Consider the following 16,971-nt stretch of genomic DNA (forward strand, 5'->3'; position numbering starts at 1 on the left):
ACATTAGAAATATTAACGCAACGGGCGAGAGCGATCTCGCCCGTTTCTTTTTGGCTCATGGCGGCCGAACTCAAGCGCCGGAATCAGGCGCTGAAATCAGACTTGGGCGTGGCTGACCGGCCCTTCGGGGAGGGGCGGGGCTGCCTGTGTTTCCGCCGGCCGCGGCGGCTCCTTGATGCGGAACCAGGTGACGTAGAGGGCGGGCAGGAAGAGCAGCGTGATCGCTGTGCCGGCGATGATGCCGCCCATCATCGCATACGCCATCGGCCCCCAGAACACTTCGCGGGCGATGGGGATGAGCGCAAGGCTCGCGGCAGCCGCGGTCAAGGCGATCGGCCGCATGCGGTGTTCCGATGCCTCGATGACCGCCGTCCATTTGTCGACGCCCTCGGAGATCAATTCCTCGATCTGCATGATCAGGATCACCGAATTGCGGATCAGAATGCCGATCAGCGCCAGCACGCCGAGGATGGCGACGAAGCCGAGCGGCGCCCCTGAAGGCACGAGTGCGGCAACGACGCCGATCAGCCCGAGCGGCGCCACCGCGACCACCAGGAACAGGCGCTGGAAGCTCTGCAGCTGGATCATCAGGATCGTCGCCATGACGAAGAGCATGAGCGGCACAACGGCGGCGATCGGCCCCTGGCTCTTGCCGCTTTCCTCGGCGGTGCCCGCGATATCGACCGCATAGCCCGGTGGCAGTTTGGCGCGGAAGGCCTGCACCGCCGGCTCGAGCTCCTTGACCACCGTATCGGGTTGCACCGTGCCGAGCACACCGGCCTTGACCGTGATCGTCGGCAACCGGCCGCGCCGCATGATCGTCGGTTGTTCGAGGCTGTATTGCAGCCGCGCGATGGCGGCGAGCGGAATGGACTCGCCATTGCCCGAGGGAATCTGCAGATTTTGCAGGGTCTTGACCGAACCACGCTCGCTGGCTTGGGAGCGGCCGATCACATTGATGAGGTAAGTGTAATCGAGCACCTGCGTGATCGTCACGCCGCCGACGATGCTGTTGAGCGACTGGGCGATATCCTGGGAGGAAATCCCAAGCTGGCGCGCCTTGTCCTGCATGACGTCGACACGCACCACCCGGGCCGGCTCCATCCAGTCATAGGTCAGAAGGCTAAGGTTTGGATTGCCGTCAATCGCGCCGGCAAAACTCATGGCGAGCGAGCGCACGGTTTCCACATCCGGCCCGCTGACGCGGTATTGGATCGGCCGTCCGACGGGAGGACCAAGTTCCAGCGTCTTCACCAGAGCGTCGGTGCCGACGAATTGCTCGCGCAGGATCTTTTCCAACCGGGGCTGCAATTGGCGCCGTGCTTCATAGCTTTTGGCGACGATGATGATCTGGCCGAAATAGGGGCTGGGCTGCTGCACGTCGAAGGACAGCACGAAACGTCCAGCACCCTGGCCGATATAGGTGCTCCAGTGATCGATCTCCGACGCTTCCTTCAGAGCCATCGCTTCGAACCGCTCCATCTCGGCGCGTGTTTCCGCGATCGAACTGCTCTGCGGCAGGTTCCAGTCGACGATCAGTTCGGGCCGGTCGGAGGAGGGGAAGAATTGCTGCTGCACGAACCGCATGCCGACAAGCGACAGCAGAAAGAGCAGAACGGTGGCGGCGATCGTGATCCAATGATGGCGGACCGACCAGATCAGCACGTTGGAAAAGAGTTTATGGAACCGGCCGGGTTCCTGGGAATGTTTCTTCATCGTCTCCGGTAGAAGGGTGACACCGATGAGCGGCGAAAAAATCACCGCAACGACCCAAGAAACCAAAAGCGACACTGCGAGCACCACGAACAGGGTGAACGTGTATTCGCCGGCGCTGCTCGAATTCAGACCGATCGGAATGAAGCCGGCGACGGTGACCAGCGTACCCGTCAACATCGGAAAGGCCGTGGAGATGTAAACGAAAGTCGCGGCCTTGCGCAGCGAATCCCCCAATTCGAGCCGGGTGACCATCATTTCCACGGCGATCATCGCATCGTCGACCAGAAGACCCAGCGCGATGATCAAGGCGCCCAGCGAAATGCGCTGCAGCGAAATGCCCATATATTCCATCACCACGAAGGTGATGGCGAGCACGAGCGGGATCGAGAGAGCGACCACCATGCCGGCGCGCATGCCCAGGCTGACGAAGCTCACCGCCAGGACGATGATCACCGCCTCGAACAGCGCGCGCGTGAAACCTGACACCGCTTCCTCGACCACATGCGGCTGGTCGGCCACCAGATGCACGCCGACGCCAATCGGCAGTTCGGCGGTGATCTTCTTCATTTCCTCGGACAGGCCTTCGCCGAATTTCAGCAGATTGGCGCCGGGCTTCATGCCGATGGCGAGACCGATGGCGTTCTGGCCGTTATAACGAAACAGCGCGGTTGGCGGATCCGTATAACCGCGCCGGATCGTCGCCACGTCGCTCAAACGGAAGAAACGATTGTTGACGCGCAGATTGATGTCTTTGAGGCTGTCTTCCGAGGTGAACTGGCCGGAGACACGCACGATGATCCGCTCCGGCCCGGCCTGGATGACGCCCGACGGCGTGATCGCGTTTTGCGCCTGCAGGCTTTGGATGACCTGCTGTTGGTTGATACCGAGTGCCGCCGTCTGCCGCGTAGAAAATTCCAGATAGATGGCTTCGTCCTGCGCGCCGATCAGATCGACCTTGCCGGCGTTGGGAACGGTCAGGATGCGCGAGCGCGCCATTTCAACATAGTCGCGCAGCTGTCGCAGCGTCAGCCCGTCGGATGTGAAGGCATAGATATTGCCGTAGACGTCGCCAAACCGGTCATTGAAAAACGGACCTTGCACGCCTTGCGGGAAGTTGCCGCGGATATCGTTGATCATATTGCGGATTTCGACCCAGGTCGGCCGCACCTTGGCGGCCGGAGTATCCGCTTTGAGATTGACGAAGATGATCGACTGACCGGGCGTTGTGATCGAGCGGCTGAAATCGAGCGTATCGAGTTCTTCGAGCTTCTTCTCGATCCGGTCGGTCACCTGCGTCACCTGATCGTTGATCGCAGCGCCCGGCCAATTGGCCTGAATGATCATCGTCTTGATGGTGAAGGTCGGATCTTCCTCGCGGCCAAGATTCAAATAGGAGAAGACGCCGGCCAGGGTGAAGACCAGCATGAAATACCAGATCATCGAACGGTGGTTGAGGGCCCATTCGGAGAGGTTAAACCCTTTCACGGCTGAGCCTCCCCATTGATCTTCACTTTCTGGCCCGGTCGCAGACTATGGACACCCGCGATGACCACGCGCGCTCCTGCTGTGAGGCCGCCGCCGACGATGATAGTGCCGTCCTCCTTGCTGGCGACGGTGATGGCCTGCAAGGCGACGGTCGAGTTCGCGGGATCGACGGTCCACACCGATGCCTTGCCGTCGTTCTCAACCAGGGCTGTGAGCGGCAGCGAGATGGATGGTTTGACCGCGACATCGCGTGTGACATTGACCGTCGAGCCCAGGCGTAGGCCTACGGGCGGATTGGCCAGATTGAGTTTGACGCGGCGCGTCCGCGTGACGGCATCGGCCTGGGGCGCGATTTCATAAACGGAGCCAACCGCTCGGACCGTAGGGGCCGATTGCAGCACGACGTTGAACTCGGTGCCCGTCGTCAGGCCCGCCGTCAACTGATCGGGAATATCGACCACGGCAATCCGCTGGTCCGATCGCGCCACCGTCACCACCATCTGGCCTGCCGAAACGACCTGGCCCACTTCGGCGCCGACGGAGGTGACGACGCCGTCAAAGTCGGAAAAGAGCTGCGAATAGGTGAGTTGCTCTTCCGCTTTGGCCAGGGCTGCTTGTGCCTGTTCGACACCCGCTTGGGCGGAGTCGCGCACCTGCAACGCTGCGTCATAGGTCGACTGCGGCGTATTTTTCGATTGCAGCAGAGTGCGCTGCCGTTCCTCATTGCCCGCGGCATTGGAAAACTGGGCTTCGGCGCTGGACAGGTCGGCGCGCGCGGCCTGGACCTGCAATTGCAAAGTTGTCGGATCGAGCGAGGCGATCGTCGCGCCTTTGGTGACCACGCTGCTGACATTGACGTTGCGGGCGATCAGGCGGCCGAGTAGGCGGAAGGAGAGGGGCGCGCTGATGCGCGGTTCAATGGAGCCGACGAAGCCCTGTTCGCTGTCACTGCGCGGCTGCACGACAACCGACAGAACAGGTCGCACGATTTCCGGTTCGTCTTTCTTTTTATCGTTGCAGGCGGCCAACGGCAGCGCCAGGCTGAGCGTCAGCAGGGACAGGAGCTTCGTCCTCATGGTGCGCTCCCCTGGGCGATCTCGACGATCTGACCCGGCCGCAGCAATTGAGCGCCGGCGGTCACCACTTGCTGGCCGCTCGCCAAGCCTTTGCTGATCGCAACATTGCCGAAATTATAGTTGAGCACGGTGACGGGCGTCAGCGTCACGGCGCGTGTGCCTTGATCGATCGTCCAGACGGCTGGTTTGCCTCTGTCTGAAAACAAGGCCTGCCATGGCAGGATCACGGCTTGAGTGCCATGCAAAACGGTCGAGCCGGCGACGATCGCCCCGAGCGTCATTTCCGGCGGCGTGTTGGGAATGGTGACTTTGACGCGGATCGTGCCGGACGTGGGGTCGATCACCGGGGCCACCTCGCGCACCGTACCCGGCGCCTTGATGCGGGGATCGTTGAGCAGGGTGACAATGACCTGCGGATTGGGCGACGAGGCGGCGACGAGCGCTTCGTCGACGTTGAAGACCGCATCGCGATCGCCATCCTCGGCGAGGGTGAAGACGGTTTGCGCCGCCTGGACGACTTGTCCGGTTTCGACGCTGCGCGCGGTGATGATTCCGGCTTTCTCAGCCTTCAATTCCGTATAACCCAGCGCATCCTTCGCATTTTGCAGCCGGGTGCGGGCCGACTGGAGCGAGCTTTGCGCCACGCGCATGGCCTGCTCGGCCTGATCGTATTCCCGGCGGGTTGTGAACCCTTGGTTCAACAAGGTCTGCTGGCGCTGAAAAGTGGTGGAGGTCTGAGTGACCTGCGCCTGCGCGGAATCGACGGCGGCCTGGGCGGAGCGAATGTCCGATTGTTGTTCCTGCGGATCCAAACGGGCGAGCAACGTGCCGGGATTCACGTGATCGCCGACTTCGACGAACCGTTCCGCCATGCGGCCGCTGGTACGAAACGAAATCTGGCTCTCGATTCGCGCCGCGATGACGCCCGTGAGGGAAATCGCAGGGGTGTAGTCGGTGATGGCCACATCGGCCGCCCGCACCCGCACGAGAGGTTTGGGGGTGGTCGGCGTCCGGTCCTGGCAGCCCGTCAGCGCCAGAGCCGCGGCGACAGCCAAAAAGATTGAGAGACGTTGTGTTCCCGGCTGAAGTCGTCGGCCTGTCGGCCCTGGCCAGTTCGGCACGTGTGCATCCTCTCACCATCCGCAAGCCAATCTAGGCCAGATATTTGCGAGAGGTAAAGCGGGCGTGGCCAAGGTTGTGGATGGACGACCTCGGCGCGTCGCTAAAATTTCATCGAAATGTCGTTTTGTTCGACGGAGTAGAAAGGCTTAATCGCGGACGCCGACGACGAAGCTCACCACCGTCGCGCACGACCCGCCGATGTTCAAAGTCGCGAGCGTCTTGGCATCGTCGATCTGGTAATCGCCGGCCTTGCCGGTCACTTGCCGCGCCGTGTCGAGGATCATGCGCGCACCCGTCGCGCCGACTGGATGGCCGCCGCCGATCAATCCTCCCGACGCGTTGATGGGGATACGCCCGCCCATTTCGATGTCTCCGCTTTCCACGGCGCGCCAGCTTTGACCGGGCGGCGTCAAGCCGAAATGATCGATTGCCATATATTCCGTGGTGGTGAAGCAATCGTGGGTCTCGATCCCGTCGAGATCGTCGGCGCTGCCGATGCCAGCGCGCCGCCAGGCATCGGTGATGGTTTCACGCACATGCGGAAAAACATAATCGCTGTCGCGGCTGCGCTCGATCTTGTCGAGAAATTTGAGGCCGGCATTGCGATGGCCCCAGCCGAGAATACGCGGCAGGCTTTCAAGGCGCAGGCCGCGGCGATCGGCATAGTCCTTGGCGACGCCAGCCGATGCGAGGATCACCGCCGTGGCACCATCGGTGATCTGTCCGCAATCCTGGCGCCGCGTGCCGGGCTCGATGACCGGATTGGCATTGTCGTCGTCGGTAAAGCTCAATTCGTTGAATTGCCATTGCCGCGTTTGCGCATTCGGATTGCGCTTGGCATTGCCATAGTTGATCTCGGCGATACGGTTGAGATGGCGTCGGTCGAGCCCATAGCGTCGATCGTATTCGCCGGCCAGTCGGCCGAAGACGGCGGGCCACATGAAGCGGCAGTCGATATTCTCATGACCTTGCCACGCGGCGGCGTTCTGGTTCTGTGACGAGACATCGCCAGGCAGATTTTTCAATTCCTCGACGCCGAGCACCAAGGCGCAGCCATAGCGGCCGGCTTCGATCTCGGCCATGGCGGCAAGCGCGGCGAGCGAACTGGATGCGCAGGCGCCTTCATGCCGCATCGCGGGCACGCCCCAGAGGTTAGGGACGACCTGCGCCACCATAGCACCCAGATGCGCCTGTTGGCGCTGCACTTCGCCAAAGGCATTGCCGACATGGATGGTTTCGATGGCGGAGGCATCGAGTGCTGCGTCGGCGAGCGCGCTTTCGGTTGCCACGCGCACCATGTCGGAAATGTCCTGGCCTTCGCGCGACCATGCCTTGGCGAAATCGGTCTGGTGTCCGCCGAGAATATAGATCGGCTCAGCCATGCTGCTCTCCCCGCGTTTGGCTCTTCTCGGTCGCCAGCCATTGCCGCATCAGGCTGGCAAGTTCGTCCGGACGCTCGAAGGGTAAAAGATGCCCGCATTGCTCGACGAAGGCAACGTGCGCCGTTGGAATCAAGCTGGCGATTTCTTCCGAGAAAGCAGGCGGGCAGACCACATCCTCGCGGCCGCAGGCGATGAGAACGGGACGATCGAGATCGCGCAGCAGCGGGCGCAAATCCGGCCGATCGATAACCGCCTGGCGTTGTCGCACATAGGTGACCGGACCGACCTCGCGCCACATCTGCGTAGCGATCGCCTCCAAGGCCGCATCGCCGTGGCGCGACGGATGCGTGGCGGCCGGAAACATGCGGGCCACCAGGCTCTCGAAGTTACTGGGGACGTTGTTTCCGGTGCGCGCGAAAGTCTCGTGTTCTTTCTGATCGGCGGGACAGGCGCCCGAGCTGATGAAGGCAAGCCGCGACACGCGATCCGGCGCGCGTTGCAAGACCGCCTGCGCCACCCAGCCGCCCATGGAAAACCCGGCGACGGCGAAGGGGCCGTCCGGTAGGGCGGCCAGAACCCGATCGGCCATCGCACCGATACTGTCCTCGTCGGGAAAAAGCGGAATATGGACGTCCGCCACATCGGTGAGGGCTGGCGCCACGGCGCTCCATACCGTGGCATTGTTGAGCATGCCGGGAATGAGAACGAGAGTTTGCCGGCTCATGTCTCTGCCCCGACCCTCTCGGCCATCAGTTTGCGCAAAACCGTCTTGTCGATCTTGCCGACGGCCGTGCGTGGCAGGGCCTCGAGAATAACAAGATGTTCGGGCTGTTTGAACAAAGCGATGCCGCAGGTTTCGCGCAAGAACGCATTGAGCTCGGCCAGCGAAAGGGACGCGCCGTCGCGCAGTGCCAGAGCCAGAGCGACCTTCTCACCAAGGGTCGCATCGGGAATGCCGACCGCCGCGGCCTCCATCACCGCCGGATGGGAGATGGCGAGGCTTTCTACCTCTGCCGTCGAGATATTCATGCCGCCGCGCACGACGATATCCTTCAGGCGTCCGACGAAACGATAATATTGCTGTTCGTTGCCGGCGATTTCGAACAGATCGCCCGTGCGCGCGAAACCCTCGTCGTCGAAAGCGGCGGCTGTCAGATCGGGAGCATTGAAATAGCCCAGAAACGTGAAGGGGCCGCGATGGTGCAGTTCGCCCGGCCGCCCCGATGCTTCGATGACGGCCCCGGTTTCCGGATCTTTCAGCTTGCTTTCGATGCCGCGGGTGATCGACAGGCACCACTGGCGCCCGTTGCCATAGCGTGGAAAGTAAGCGGCACGATCTTCGGCCTTGGGCATATCCTGCGGCGTGCTGGCAAGCAGCGTACCCTCGGTCGAACCGAAGACGTTGAGGAGATCGACGCCGAAGCGATCGCGATAGAGGGTGATCAGATGGGCGGGCAATTGCGCCGAGCCCGAACTGATGGTGCGCAGCCGGCCGAGATCGCGGCGGCTCTGGATCGCCGGATGTTCCGCCATTTTCACCAGCATGGCCGGGGCGCAGCCGGTGAAATCGATGGCTTCGCTGAAAATCTGATCGACGAAGACATCCAGTGAAAACGGATGATGATTGACCAGCGTGCCGCCCAGTTGCAACCAGGGCGACAAGGTGGCCGTCATCGCGCCGATGGTGACGACGGGACGGCCGTTGAGAATGCGGCAGCCCGGCTGCAAATTGGCGGTTTCGACGATCATCGGGGCGATGGCGAGCCACTGCGAATGGCTGCGCGCCACGCCTTTGGGCCGGCCCTCGCTGCCCGATGTCCAGCATAGACACACGATATCGTCGGCTTGCGCGACGCTGACAATCGGTGCGGATGCCTTGTCCATCTCGACAGTCAGATCGATCGCATTTGCGCAGGCGCCGATGCTGAACAGTGTGATCGCAGCATCCTGTGCAATGGTCGAGGCCATCGCGCCGAAATCGTGCCGGCCGATCCGTGGCGTGATGACGAGTGCGCGGGCGCGGACGTGGTTGACCACATAGCCGACGTCGCGTTCGCGATATTGTGTCGGCACCGGCGAGACGATGGCGCCGAGACGAGCGGCGGCGAAGTAAAGCGCGATGATTTCCCAGGTATTGGCCATCTGCGCGACGAGAACGTCATCCGCGCCGATGCCGTTGCGCGCCAGCGCGCTCGCGAGCCGTTCAACGGCGGCGCCAAAATCGGCCCAGGTCAGCCGTGCCGGCGTCAGGCCATCGATTTCCTGGCGATTGGGCGGATCGACGATCGCCTCCTGATCGGGCCGCTCCCGCATATGGCGCAAGAGATGCGCGTCGAGGGTCGTATCCGGCCACCAGCCAGCGTCGCGAAAGCGTTGCGCTGTTGCGGCATCGCAAATTTTCATGCCGTGACCTTTTTCAGGACATGTCCCGCAGCTTGGCGCAGACCTCGCCAAGGGTCGTTCACTTCGGCAGCGAGGGCCGCGTCATAATCGCGGCCGATGTCGGCGATGGCCTCGGCCGTGCTGCGGATCGCTTTCACCTCTTCGACGCTGTGCCCGGCCGACCACAGATCGCGCCAGGCTTTCTGGTCCTCCGCCGCCGTCGTCATGTCGAATTTGCTGCGCGCCTTGAGATTGTCCGGATCGAGACCCGCGGCCACCAGGCTCGGGCGCAGCTTGTTTGCATAGGCGCCGGTGATGGCATTGGTGCAGATGATGTCGGAGAACTGGCTGTCGACCACCATCTGCTTGTAGCCCGGCTGCGCGAGGCTTTCGTCGGTGGCGATGAAGCGCGTGCCCATATAGCCGAGATCGGCGCCCATGGCTTGAACGGCCCTCAAATGCCGGCCGGAGGTGAGGCCGCCGGCAACGACGATGATGCCATCGAAGAAAGAGCGGACACTTGCCACGAAAGCCGGCGCCGTCATCTGTCCTGTATGGCCGCCGGCGCCTGAGCACACGAGCACCAGTCCATCAACACCGCTTTCGGCGGCCTTGCGGGCATATGTCGGCGTGTTGACGTCGGCGAAAACCAAGCCGCCATAACCATGCACCGTATCGACGACCGCCTTCGGCCCGCCGAGCGCGGTGATGATCAGCGGCGCACGATATTTGACGCAAAGATCGAGATCCGGCGTCAGCCGCTTGTTGGTGGAATGAACCACGAGATTGACGGCCCAGGGCGCCGCCGGTCGGCCGGCGTGTCGGGCATCGCTAAGGCGCGTCGTCAGATCGTCAAGCCAAGTGTCGAGAATATCGGGCGAACGTGCATTCAACGAAGGCAGGGCGCCGATGGCGCCGTTCAGGCACGCAGCCGCGACGAGATCGACGCCCGAGACGAGAAACATCGGCGCGACGATCAAGGGCAGTTGCAGCCCGTCGGTGAGGGTGGCGGGCAATGGCCGGTTGGTCATGAGGCGTCCTGCATCTTTACGGGGTGAGGAGTTCGGCCGGCGCCCAGAAGGCATGGGCGCCGGTCGGCACTTGATGGGGCAGGAGGATGCGCGCGATTGGCCCCTTGGTGATGTCCTGGGCGTCAAAGATGGCGCATTCGCCTTTGCCGCTGTTGAGATTGGTGACGAAGGTCAGGAGATAACCGTCGTCCTCACTCTTGCCGTGTGGCCGGGGCGCGAAAGGCGCTTCGCTGATGTAGCAGCCCTTCGGCATCATATAGGTCTGGGTTTGGCCGGTCTGAAAATCGTATTTCTTCAAGCCTTCGAGCAGCCAGAAGCCTTTCGCCGGCACGGCGTTGTAGCTGTAGCGATACGGACGGCCGCCGAGGTCCGCATTGGTCATCGGAAATTCCGTGACCTGATCGTCGAGATATTCTTCCTTCGTCTGGCCAGTCTTCATGTTGAAGCGCCAGCGGTGCATGTGGGTTTCCTGCAGATGCATGTCGAGCATCGCCATCATGCGGGCATAGCCTTCTTTCGGGAACGGCGTGAGGTCCGGCACCGGATTGGTCTGGATACAGCCTTCCATGACCACGTCGTCGCCCTCTTCATAGCAGTTGGCGAGGTGCAAGATGTAGCAGGGCTTGGCTTCGAACCATTTGATCTCATCATTGGTGCCAAAGCGCGGAATGATACCGAAGCGCGCCGGCACATTACGGTGGAAGGCCAGGCGATGCGCGCCTTTGGCCAGGAACTTCTCGTCGAAGAACATCGGCAGGTCGTGCAGGATCGAATAATTGCTCGTGAAGCCGAGGTCATGCGGCCAGCGCGGGCCGGGCAGTTCGATCGGTACGTAATGGACCAGCTTGTTGTCCCGGTCGACGACGCCGTAGTTCATATAGGGATGACGTTCGCCATAGTTGAAGAACATCATATGGCCGGTCGCCTGGTCGTGTTTGAAATGCGAACAGATGCCATAAGGCTGCACGTCCAGTGCCCAATTCTCATCCGGCCCAAACGTGTCCAAAGTGATCGGATCGAGCCGGTAGGGCTCGCTGCATTGGGACATGGCGACGATGACCTTACCGCCGTGGACGATGATATCCGTCCCCGCATTGTCCTTCATCTTGCCGATGCTGCCCCAGCCGCGCCGCGTGCCCTTGCGCGGCTCGATAATGCCGGGCCAGAGCGATTTTCCGGCGCCCTGTTCGGCGAGAAAGCCGACGGTGCGCGTATAGCGATTGCGATAGGCCGCCTTGCCGTTCTCAAGATGAATGGCGTGCACCATGCTGTCGCCATCGAAGGGATGAAAGCGGCCGATCGGTTCATGCACCTGATTGTGGCCGTTGCGCAGATAAACGCCGTGGAGATCGCGCGGAATCTCACCGACGACCTCGAGATCGGGCGTCGTCACCGTCCATTCGGTGTCGCAAGGCTTCCAAGCTTCGTTGAGATAAGGATTTTCATTGGGGTAGACGATGGTGCTGGGAAACAGGGTCGAGGTTTTCATGACGGAACTCCAAGCTCCAAGCGTCAAACGGCGAGATTTTCAACGAGCATGACGGCGGCGACGCCGGCCGCGCCGGCGATGCCCACGAGGCCATAGCGGCCGTTGCGGCGCTCGAGTTCGTCGAGCAGCGTGCTCACCAGCATGACGCCGGTGGCTCCCATAGGATGGCCAAGCGCGATGGACGAGCCGTTGACATTGAACCGCTCCAGCGGAATGCCGAGCGTATGGATGTAATGCAGCGTCACGGCGGCGAAGGAATCGCGCACCTCGAAAAGGTCGATATCCTCGATCCGAAGACCCGTGCGATCCAGGCATTTGCGCGTCGCTTCCACGGCACCGGTCTGGGTGATCGCGGTGCAGGCCTCGCTCCAGCCGAGAATGCGGGCGCGTGGCTTCAGGCCCAGATTTTTCATTGCTTTTTCTGAAACGACAAGCGCCGCCGCCGCGCCATCGGCCATTTGCGGCGAATTGCCGACGTGATGCACGTGGCTGATTTCGCCAAGTTCAGGGAAGAGGGCGCGCAGACGATCATCGCCACCCTTGGCACCAACCTCGATGAAAGCCGCATCTCGGGCCGCCAGTTTTTCACGGGTGACGTCGCTGCGCACCGTCTCGTCGGCTTCGAGAACGATCGCGCCTTCCGCATTCTTGATGGGTGTCAGCGCGCGGCTGAACCGGCCGTCGGCCTTGGCGGCGGCAGCGCGGCTATGGGAAAGAAAGGCGTAATCGTCGCATTGCTCGCGGCTGAACCCATGTTGGGTGGCGACGAGATCGGCGCTCAGGCCGATATGAACGAAATTGGTGCGCTTGGCGACGTCCTTGTCGGTGAACAGCGCACCGTTGTCGCCAAACATCGGCACGCGCGACATCATTTCGACGCCGCCGGCAACCACCGCGCCGTCATTGGCGGCAGCTTGCGCGGCCGCGAGATTGACCGCCGAGAGGCCGGACGCGCAGAAGCGATTGAGCGTCATGCCTGAGAGATTGGGGCTCCAGCCGGCATAGAGCGCCGCCGTCTTGCCGACATTGGCGCCCTGGTCGCCACTCTGGGTCACGCAGCCGACGATAAGATCGTCGAGCCGTTCAGGATCGAAACCCACCCGTTCCTGCAAAGCGGTCAGTGTTTGCGCCAGCAGATGGACGGGTTTCACCCCGGCCAAGGCGCCGGTCGGCTTGGCGACGCCGCGCGGGCTGCGCACTGCATCAACGAGATAGGCATCCATGGCACGTCCTCCACTGACAATGTAACTTCATTTATTGAAGTAAACAAGCGGGGCGTGTCCCCACAGAGAAATAACGCCCATATCGCGCGATCAGGGGATCAGTTGCACCGTCTGGCGCTGCAGGTGCTCGTGGCAGTGGCTGCAATTGAGGCTCGGACGCAGCGTCGCTCCGCATGTGGTGTGCAAGATGCGGAAGTTTTCCGGATGGGCGGTCAGCCAGCGATTGCCCCAATCGACCGTGAAAATCACGATGGAGAACAGCTCCAGGCCTTTTTCGGTCAGGCGGTAGAATTTGCGGCGTGGCGTCTCGTCGTGGCTCTCTTTGCGCAAAATGCCGAGCGTGACGAATTTCGCTAGCCGGTTCGACAGGATGGCGGGCGGAATGGCCAAGAAGAGCCGCAGCTCGTCAAAACCGTGCTTGCCGAGAAACAGCGCGCCCAGCAGCATATTGCTCCAGCGGTCGCCGATGATCTGCAAGGTCTGACTTTGCAGGAATTTGCTGCGCCCTCCACGGCCCACCGCATTGGAGCGGCGCGTGTTCGGCACGTTCACCAGTTTGGCGGCCAAAGCGCTGGACCGCGTTGCAATCATTTCCAGCCGCGTATCGCGGGCCGTGACCTTTTCGCCGCAATGGGTGCAGATCAGGACCGGATGCGTCGCATGGCCACAGCTCGTGTGCAGGATCATCGACGTAGTCTTGCCGCGTCGCCCCTTGGCATAACGGGCTTCCCAATCCCTGATCGAAATCAACAGCGTCCAGAGTTCCAGGCCACGGTCGGTCAGCCGATATTCGCGATGCACGCCCTGGGGCGCCGCCGGCTGCCGTTCGAGGATCTGATAGGAGACGAGGCGGCTCAGGCGATCGCTGAGAACCGGCTCGGGAATCGGCATGCCCTCGCTGGTGAAAAGCTCGCGCCATTGGCTATAGCGCCGCGCCCCGCGAAAGGCATGCCGCAAAATATGCAATGTCCAAGCATCGCCAGTGACCGCCTGGGCCAGGCGGGCCGGGGTTATCAATTGTGCGGACTTGTCCTTGCTCACCACATGCGATCCGAAAAGCTCATTGAGTTCTTAACTGAGTCCCGCCGGGGAATGAAGCAGCGTCATCCGCATGAGAATTGAAGAGTTCAATTATCTGCGGACAAAGGGCTTGCAATTATCACTTCAATAAATGAAGTTTAAGGCGAAATCCCTTGGAGTACAGCATGACCAAGCCGGCCATCCCCGATCACAGCGTCACCGGTGCAGGCGATATCACCATTGTCCTCCTGCACGGCGCGTTCGGCGCCAAGGACTATTGGCGGGCGCAGATCCAGGCCTTGGTGGCCGCCGGCTATCGCGTGCTGGCCTGGGATGCACCGGGCTATGGTTTGAGCCCCTTGCCGCATCCTTTCTCGGTCGAGGTCGCCGCCGAGGCGCTTGGCCGCCTGCTCGATGTCGCGGGCGGGACGCGCAATGTGCTTGTCGGCCATTCCATGGGCGGCATGATCGCGCAACGCGCCTTTGGCCTGTTTCCGGATAAAGTCGCCGGTCTCATACTGTCGGCGACGAGCGCTGCCTTCGGCCGGCCCGACGGCGAGTGGCAGCAGCAATTCGTCCGCGATCGTGTCGCGCCGCTCGATGCGGGGCAAAGCATCGCCGAATATACGCCCGGCATGCTGCGCCAGATGATGGGATCGAACGCGCATGGGTCGGCCGTCGATCTGGTGATCGGCACCGTCGGCACGATGCGGGAAGAGACTTTCAGGGCCGCTGTTACGGCCATCGTCCATTACGACGGCCGCGACATCTTACCGAAAATCAATGTGCCGACCCTGTGCATCGCGGGCGAGGGGGATCGCACGGCGCCTGCTGCCGTCATGGAGAAAATGACGACCAAGATCGCCGGCGCCGAATATGTCTGCATGAAAGGCGTCGGTCACTTCGGCTGGGCCGAGCAGCCGGAGGCTTTCAACGACATCGTCCTCGACTTTCTCCGCAGGCGATTTTGAATCAGACTTTGATCACTGCACATAAGTGCCGCCGTCGACGATCATCGTCTCGCCGGTCATGTAGCGCGAGGCCGCGCCCAGCATGAACAGGATCGGCCCAACCATGTCGGCGGCCACGGCGACGCGCTTCAGCGGCACGCGTTTCGCGTAAAGCGTCGGGTCCATGTCGTCGAAGACTTTCTCACGGCCCGTGCCGCCGACGAGAAAGGCCGTGTCCGTCAGTCCCGGCGCCAGCGCATTGACGCGCACGCGCGGCGCATTTTCGCGGGCCAGACCCTTGGTCAGCGCGACGATCCCGGCTTTCGCGGTCGAATAGTGGACATAACCGCCATAGACATCCAGTCCGAGGGTAGAGGTGACATTCACCATCGCCGCCTGCTTGCCCTTGTGCAGGAGAGGCAAGGCGGCGCGGGCGCACAGAAATTGGTTGCGCAGATTGCCGGCCAGAACCTCGTCGAAGATGGCGACCGGCAGTTCGGCGATCGGATGGAAGCCCTTCATGAAACCGGCGAGATTGACGAAGCCGTCGAGATGGCCCCATTGCCATTCGAGATCAGCGAAAGCGCTGACGACGCTGTCTTCCTTGCTGCCGTCGATGGCGCTGACGACGACGCCGGCCGGCGGCGCGTGCTGTTCGATCGATGTCGGCAAGTCGAGCACTGCGACCTCAACGCCCGTATCGAGCAAAGCACGGACGAGCGCACGCCCCATCCCACCGCACCCGCCGACGACGGCGATACGGGCGCCGGCGGCCGGGCCCAGGCGGGAAAAATCGATCGCGGGTAGGTCGCTCATGCTTTCCAAGCTCCACATAGACAAGAAAACGGCGCCGCGAGGGAACGCGGCGCCGGCAATCGGGAGTATGCTTATTTCGGGTCGATCATGCCGCTGACCGGCATCCAGACGCCGTTCTTGACCTGGCTGACCTGCACGGTTTCCGGATCGATGTGATTATTCTTGAACCGCTTCGGTCCATAGAAGATCGGGCTGCCGCTATAGGTCGACTCTTGCAGGCCCTTGACCACTTTGTCGGCGGTGAGATCGCGGCCGGCGGGTTGCAGGCCGAATTTCACGAACCAATCCGTATAGGCATAGGCCAGGAACGCGTTCTCGTCCGGTTCGATCTTGAACAGCTTGCGATATTTTTCCTGCCAGACTTTGACATCGGCCGGTTCGCTGCCCGGCGGCCAGATATACCAGGTGCCGATGCCATAGAGGCTCTCTACCGCGCCCTTGCCGATTTCGGCGACGACGATCGTCCGTCCCGGAATGGTGGTAACGACCTTGACGCTGTCCCAGCCGAGTTTCTTCACCTCCGACATGACGCCGACCGTCTCGCGCGTCAGGGTCGCAGCCAGGATTACGTCGACATCGGCGGCCTTCATGCGCGCCACTTGCGATGAAAAGTCGATATCGCCGACCTTGTAGGAGGCTTCGGCGGCGAGCTTCATGCCGCGCGCTTCCAAGGCGGCGACGACGCCGATCTTGGTCAATTCGCCCAGCGGGCCTTCCTGAAAGATGAAGCCGACCTTCTTGGCTTTGTTCTCGTCGATCATCCAGCCAAGGCCGGCCTTGGCCGTCGTGTCATAATCGGCCGTCGTCGTGAACAGCAGCGGGCTGCGGCCGGAAATCTTTTGCAACACGGCCGCTGCCGCCCAGGGCGAGAAATAAACGACGCCGGCATCGACGGCGCGTTTGACCACGGCGGCATTGGTGCCGGAGCCGAAGGCATTGACGATGGCGAAAACGCCGTCGCTGCGGATCAGCTTGTCGACGGCACGCACCGCGAGCTGCGGCTGGCTGCCGTTGTCCTCGACGATGAGACGGACTTTTCGGCCGTTGATGCCGCCAGCTTCATTGGCTTCATCGAAGCGCATCTGCATGCCATTGCGCAGTTGCGGCATGGCCGCCGCTACTGGGCCTGAAAGATCGAGATGGGTGCCCAATACGATCTCGGTGTCGGTCACGCCGGCCGCGCGTGCGAGGCCTCCCAGTCCCGTCAACAGGGCGCCAGCCAAAGCGCCCGCCAGTATTGCCGTTTTCAAGCGCATCATCCCCTCCGTTACGATGTTCA

General features: G+C 62.1%; 13 protein-coding genes. 1 reads left to right on the forward strand and 12 read right to left on the reverse strand.

Annotation, left to right across the window (positions count from 1 at the left end; all coding sequences use genetic code 11):
* Positions 1 to 96 precede the first annotated feature (96 nt).
* The 10 genes from OIM99_RS25910 to OIM99_RS25955 all read right to left on the reverse strand — a co-directional run bounded on the left by OIM99_RS25910 (position 97) and on the right by OIM99_RS25955 (position 13,947).
* Positions 97 to 3,201 (reverse strand): efflux RND transporter permease subunit, encoded by a 3,105-nt coding sequence (locus OIM99_RS25910; protein ID WP_311853415.1) that lies wholly within the window; start codon positions 3,199 to 3,201, stop codon positions 97 to 99.
* Positions 3,198 to 4,277 (reverse strand): efflux RND transporter periplasmic adaptor subunit, encoded by a 1,080-nt coding sequence (locus tag OIM99_RS25915; protein WP_311853416.1) that lies wholly within the window; start codon positions 4,275 to 4,277, stop codon positions 3,198 to 3,200. Before OIM99_RS25915 ends, OIM99_RS25910 begins: the two co-directional genes overlap by 4 nt.
* Positions 4,274 to 5,398: an efflux RND transporter periplasmic adaptor subunit gene (locus OIM99_RS25920; protein ID WP_311853417.1), complete on the reverse strand. Its 1,125-nt coding sequence runs from the start codon at positions 5,396 to 5,398 to the stop codon at positions 4,274 to 4,276. The genes OIM99_RS25915 and OIM99_RS25920 overlap by 4 nt, the downstream gene beginning before the upstream one ends.
* Before the next feature lie 147 nt (positions 5,399 to 5,545).
* Complete coding sequence (locus OIM99_RS25925) at positions 5,546 to 6,781, reverse strand: acetyl-CoA acetyltransferase (protein WP_311853418.1); 1,236 nt, start codon at positions 6,779 to 6,781, stop codon at positions 5,546 to 5,548.
* The gene (locus tag OIM99_RS25930) at positions 6,774 to 7,505 is read right to left on the reverse strand and encodes an alpha/beta hydrolase (protein ID WP_311853419.1); all 732 of its coding nucleotides are present in this window, start codon (positions 7,503 to 7,505) and stop codon (positions 6,774 to 6,776) included. Before OIM99_RS25930 ends, OIM99_RS25925 begins: the two co-directional genes overlap by 8 nt.
* On the reverse strand, positions 7,502 to 9,184 hold the full coding sequence (locus tag OIM99_RS25935) for a class I adenylate-forming enzyme family protein (protein ID WP_311853420.1): 1,683 nt from the start codon (positions 9,182 to 9,184) through the stop codon (positions 7,502 to 7,504). The genes OIM99_RS25930 and OIM99_RS25935 overlap by 4 nt, the downstream gene beginning before the upstream one ends.
* Complete coding sequence (locus OIM99_RS25940; protein WP_311853421.1) at positions 9,181 to 10,194, reverse strand: nitronate monooxygenase; 1,014 nt, start codon at positions 10,192 to 10,194, stop codon at positions 9,181 to 9,183. Before OIM99_RS25940 ends, OIM99_RS25935 begins: the two co-directional genes overlap by 4 nt.
* A gap of 16 nt (positions 10,195 to 10,210) precedes the next feature.
* Positions 10,211 to 11,683, reverse strand: a complete 1,473-nt coding sequence (locus tag OIM99_RS25945) for a carotenoid oxygenase family protein (RefSeq protein WP_311853422.1) — start codon at positions 11,681 to 11,683, stop codon at positions 10,211 to 10,213.
* A gap of 23 nt (positions 11,684 to 11,706) precedes the next feature.
* Positions 11,707 to 12,906, reverse strand: a complete 1,200-nt coding sequence (locus tag OIM99_RS25950) for an acetyl-CoA C-acyltransferase (RefSeq protein ID WP_311853423.1) — start codon at positions 12,904 to 12,906, stop codon at positions 11,707 to 11,709.
* Positions 12,907 to 12,996: 90 nt separating this feature from the next.
* Positions 12,997 to 13,947, reverse strand: coding sequence for a helix-turn-helix domain-containing protein (locus tag OIM99_RS25955; protein WP_311853424.1), 951 nt, complete (start codon positions 13,945 to 13,947; stop codon positions 12,997 to 12,999).
* Positions 13,948 to 14,111: 164 nt separating this feature from the next.
* Between OIM99_RS25955 and OIM99_RS25960 the strand changes: the two genes are divergently transcribed.
* On the forward strand, positions 14,112 to 14,897 hold the full coding sequence (locus OIM99_RS25960) for an alpha/beta hydrolase (protein WP_311853425.1): 786 nt from the start codon (positions 14,112 to 14,114) through the stop codon (positions 14,895 to 14,897).
* 12 nt (positions 14,898 to 14,909) lie between these two features.
* Here OIM99_RS25960 and OIM99_RS25965 read toward each other — a convergent pair whose 3' ends face one another.
* On the reverse strand, positions 14,910 to 15,692 hold the full coding sequence (locus OIM99_RS25965) for an SDR family oxidoreductase (RefSeq protein ID WP_311853426.1): 783 nt from the start codon (positions 15,690 to 15,692) through the stop codon (positions 14,910 to 14,912).
* A gap of 71 nt (positions 15,693 to 15,763) precedes the next feature.
* Positions 15,764 to 16,948, reverse strand: coding sequence for an ABC transporter substrate-binding protein (locus OIM99_RS25970; protein WP_311853427.1), 1,185 nt, complete (start codon positions 16,946 to 16,948; stop codon positions 15,764 to 15,766).
* Between the last annotated feature and the right edge of the window lie 23 nt (positions 16,949 to 16,971).

The sequence above is a fragment of the Methylocella sp. CPCC 101449 genome (assembly GCF_031921685.1).
Taxonomy (GTDB): Bacteria; Pseudomonadota; Alphaproteobacteria; order Rhizobiales; family Beijerinckiaceae; genus Terripilifer.

What these genes read in the sequence shown, in the direction of transcription:
- OIM99_RS25925 (WP_311853418.1), bottom strand. Translation starts at nt 6,781, where the DNA reads ATGGCTGAGCCGATCTATATTCTCGGCGGACACCAGACCGATTTCGCC.
- OIM99_RS25930 (WP_311853419.1), bottom strand. Translation starts at nt 7,505, where the DNA reads ATGAGCCGGCAAACTCTCGTTCTCATTCCCGGCATGCTCAACAATGCC.
- OIM99_RS25915 (WP_311853416.1), bottom strand. Translation starts at nt 4,277, where the DNA reads ATGAGGACGAAGCTCCTGTCCCTGCTGACGCTCAGCCTGGCGCTGCCG.
- OIM99_RS25935 (WP_311853420.1), bottom strand. Translation starts at nt 9,184, where the DNA reads ATGAAAATTTGCGATGCCGCAACAGCGCAACGCTTTCGCGACGCTGGC.
- OIM99_RS25945 (WP_311853422.1), bottom strand. Translation starts at nt 11,683, where the DNA reads ATGAAAACCTCGACCCTGTTTCCCAGCACCATCGTCTACCCCAATGAA.
- OIM99_RS25940 (WP_311853421.1), bottom strand. Translation starts at nt 10,194, where the DNA reads ATGACCAACCGGCCATTGCCCGCCACCCTCACCGACGGGCTGCAACTG.
- OIM99_RS25965 (WP_311853426.1), bottom strand. Translation starts at nt 15,692, where the DNA reads ATGAGCGACCTACCCGCGATCGATTTTTCCCGCCTGGGCCCGGCCGCC.
- OIM99_RS25960 (WP_311853425.1), top strand. Translation starts at nt 14,112, where the DNA reads ATGACCAAGCCGGCCATCCCCGATCACAGCGTCACCGGTGCAGGCGAT.
- OIM99_RS25970 (WP_311853427.1), bottom strand. Translation starts at nt 16,948, where the DNA reads ATGCGCTTGAAAACGGCAATACTGGCGGGCGCTTTGGCTGGCGCCCTG.
- OIM99_RS25950 (WP_311853423.1), bottom strand. Translation starts at nt 12,906, where the DNA reads ATGGATGCCTATCTCGTTGATGCAGTGCGCAGCCCGCGCGGCGTCGCC.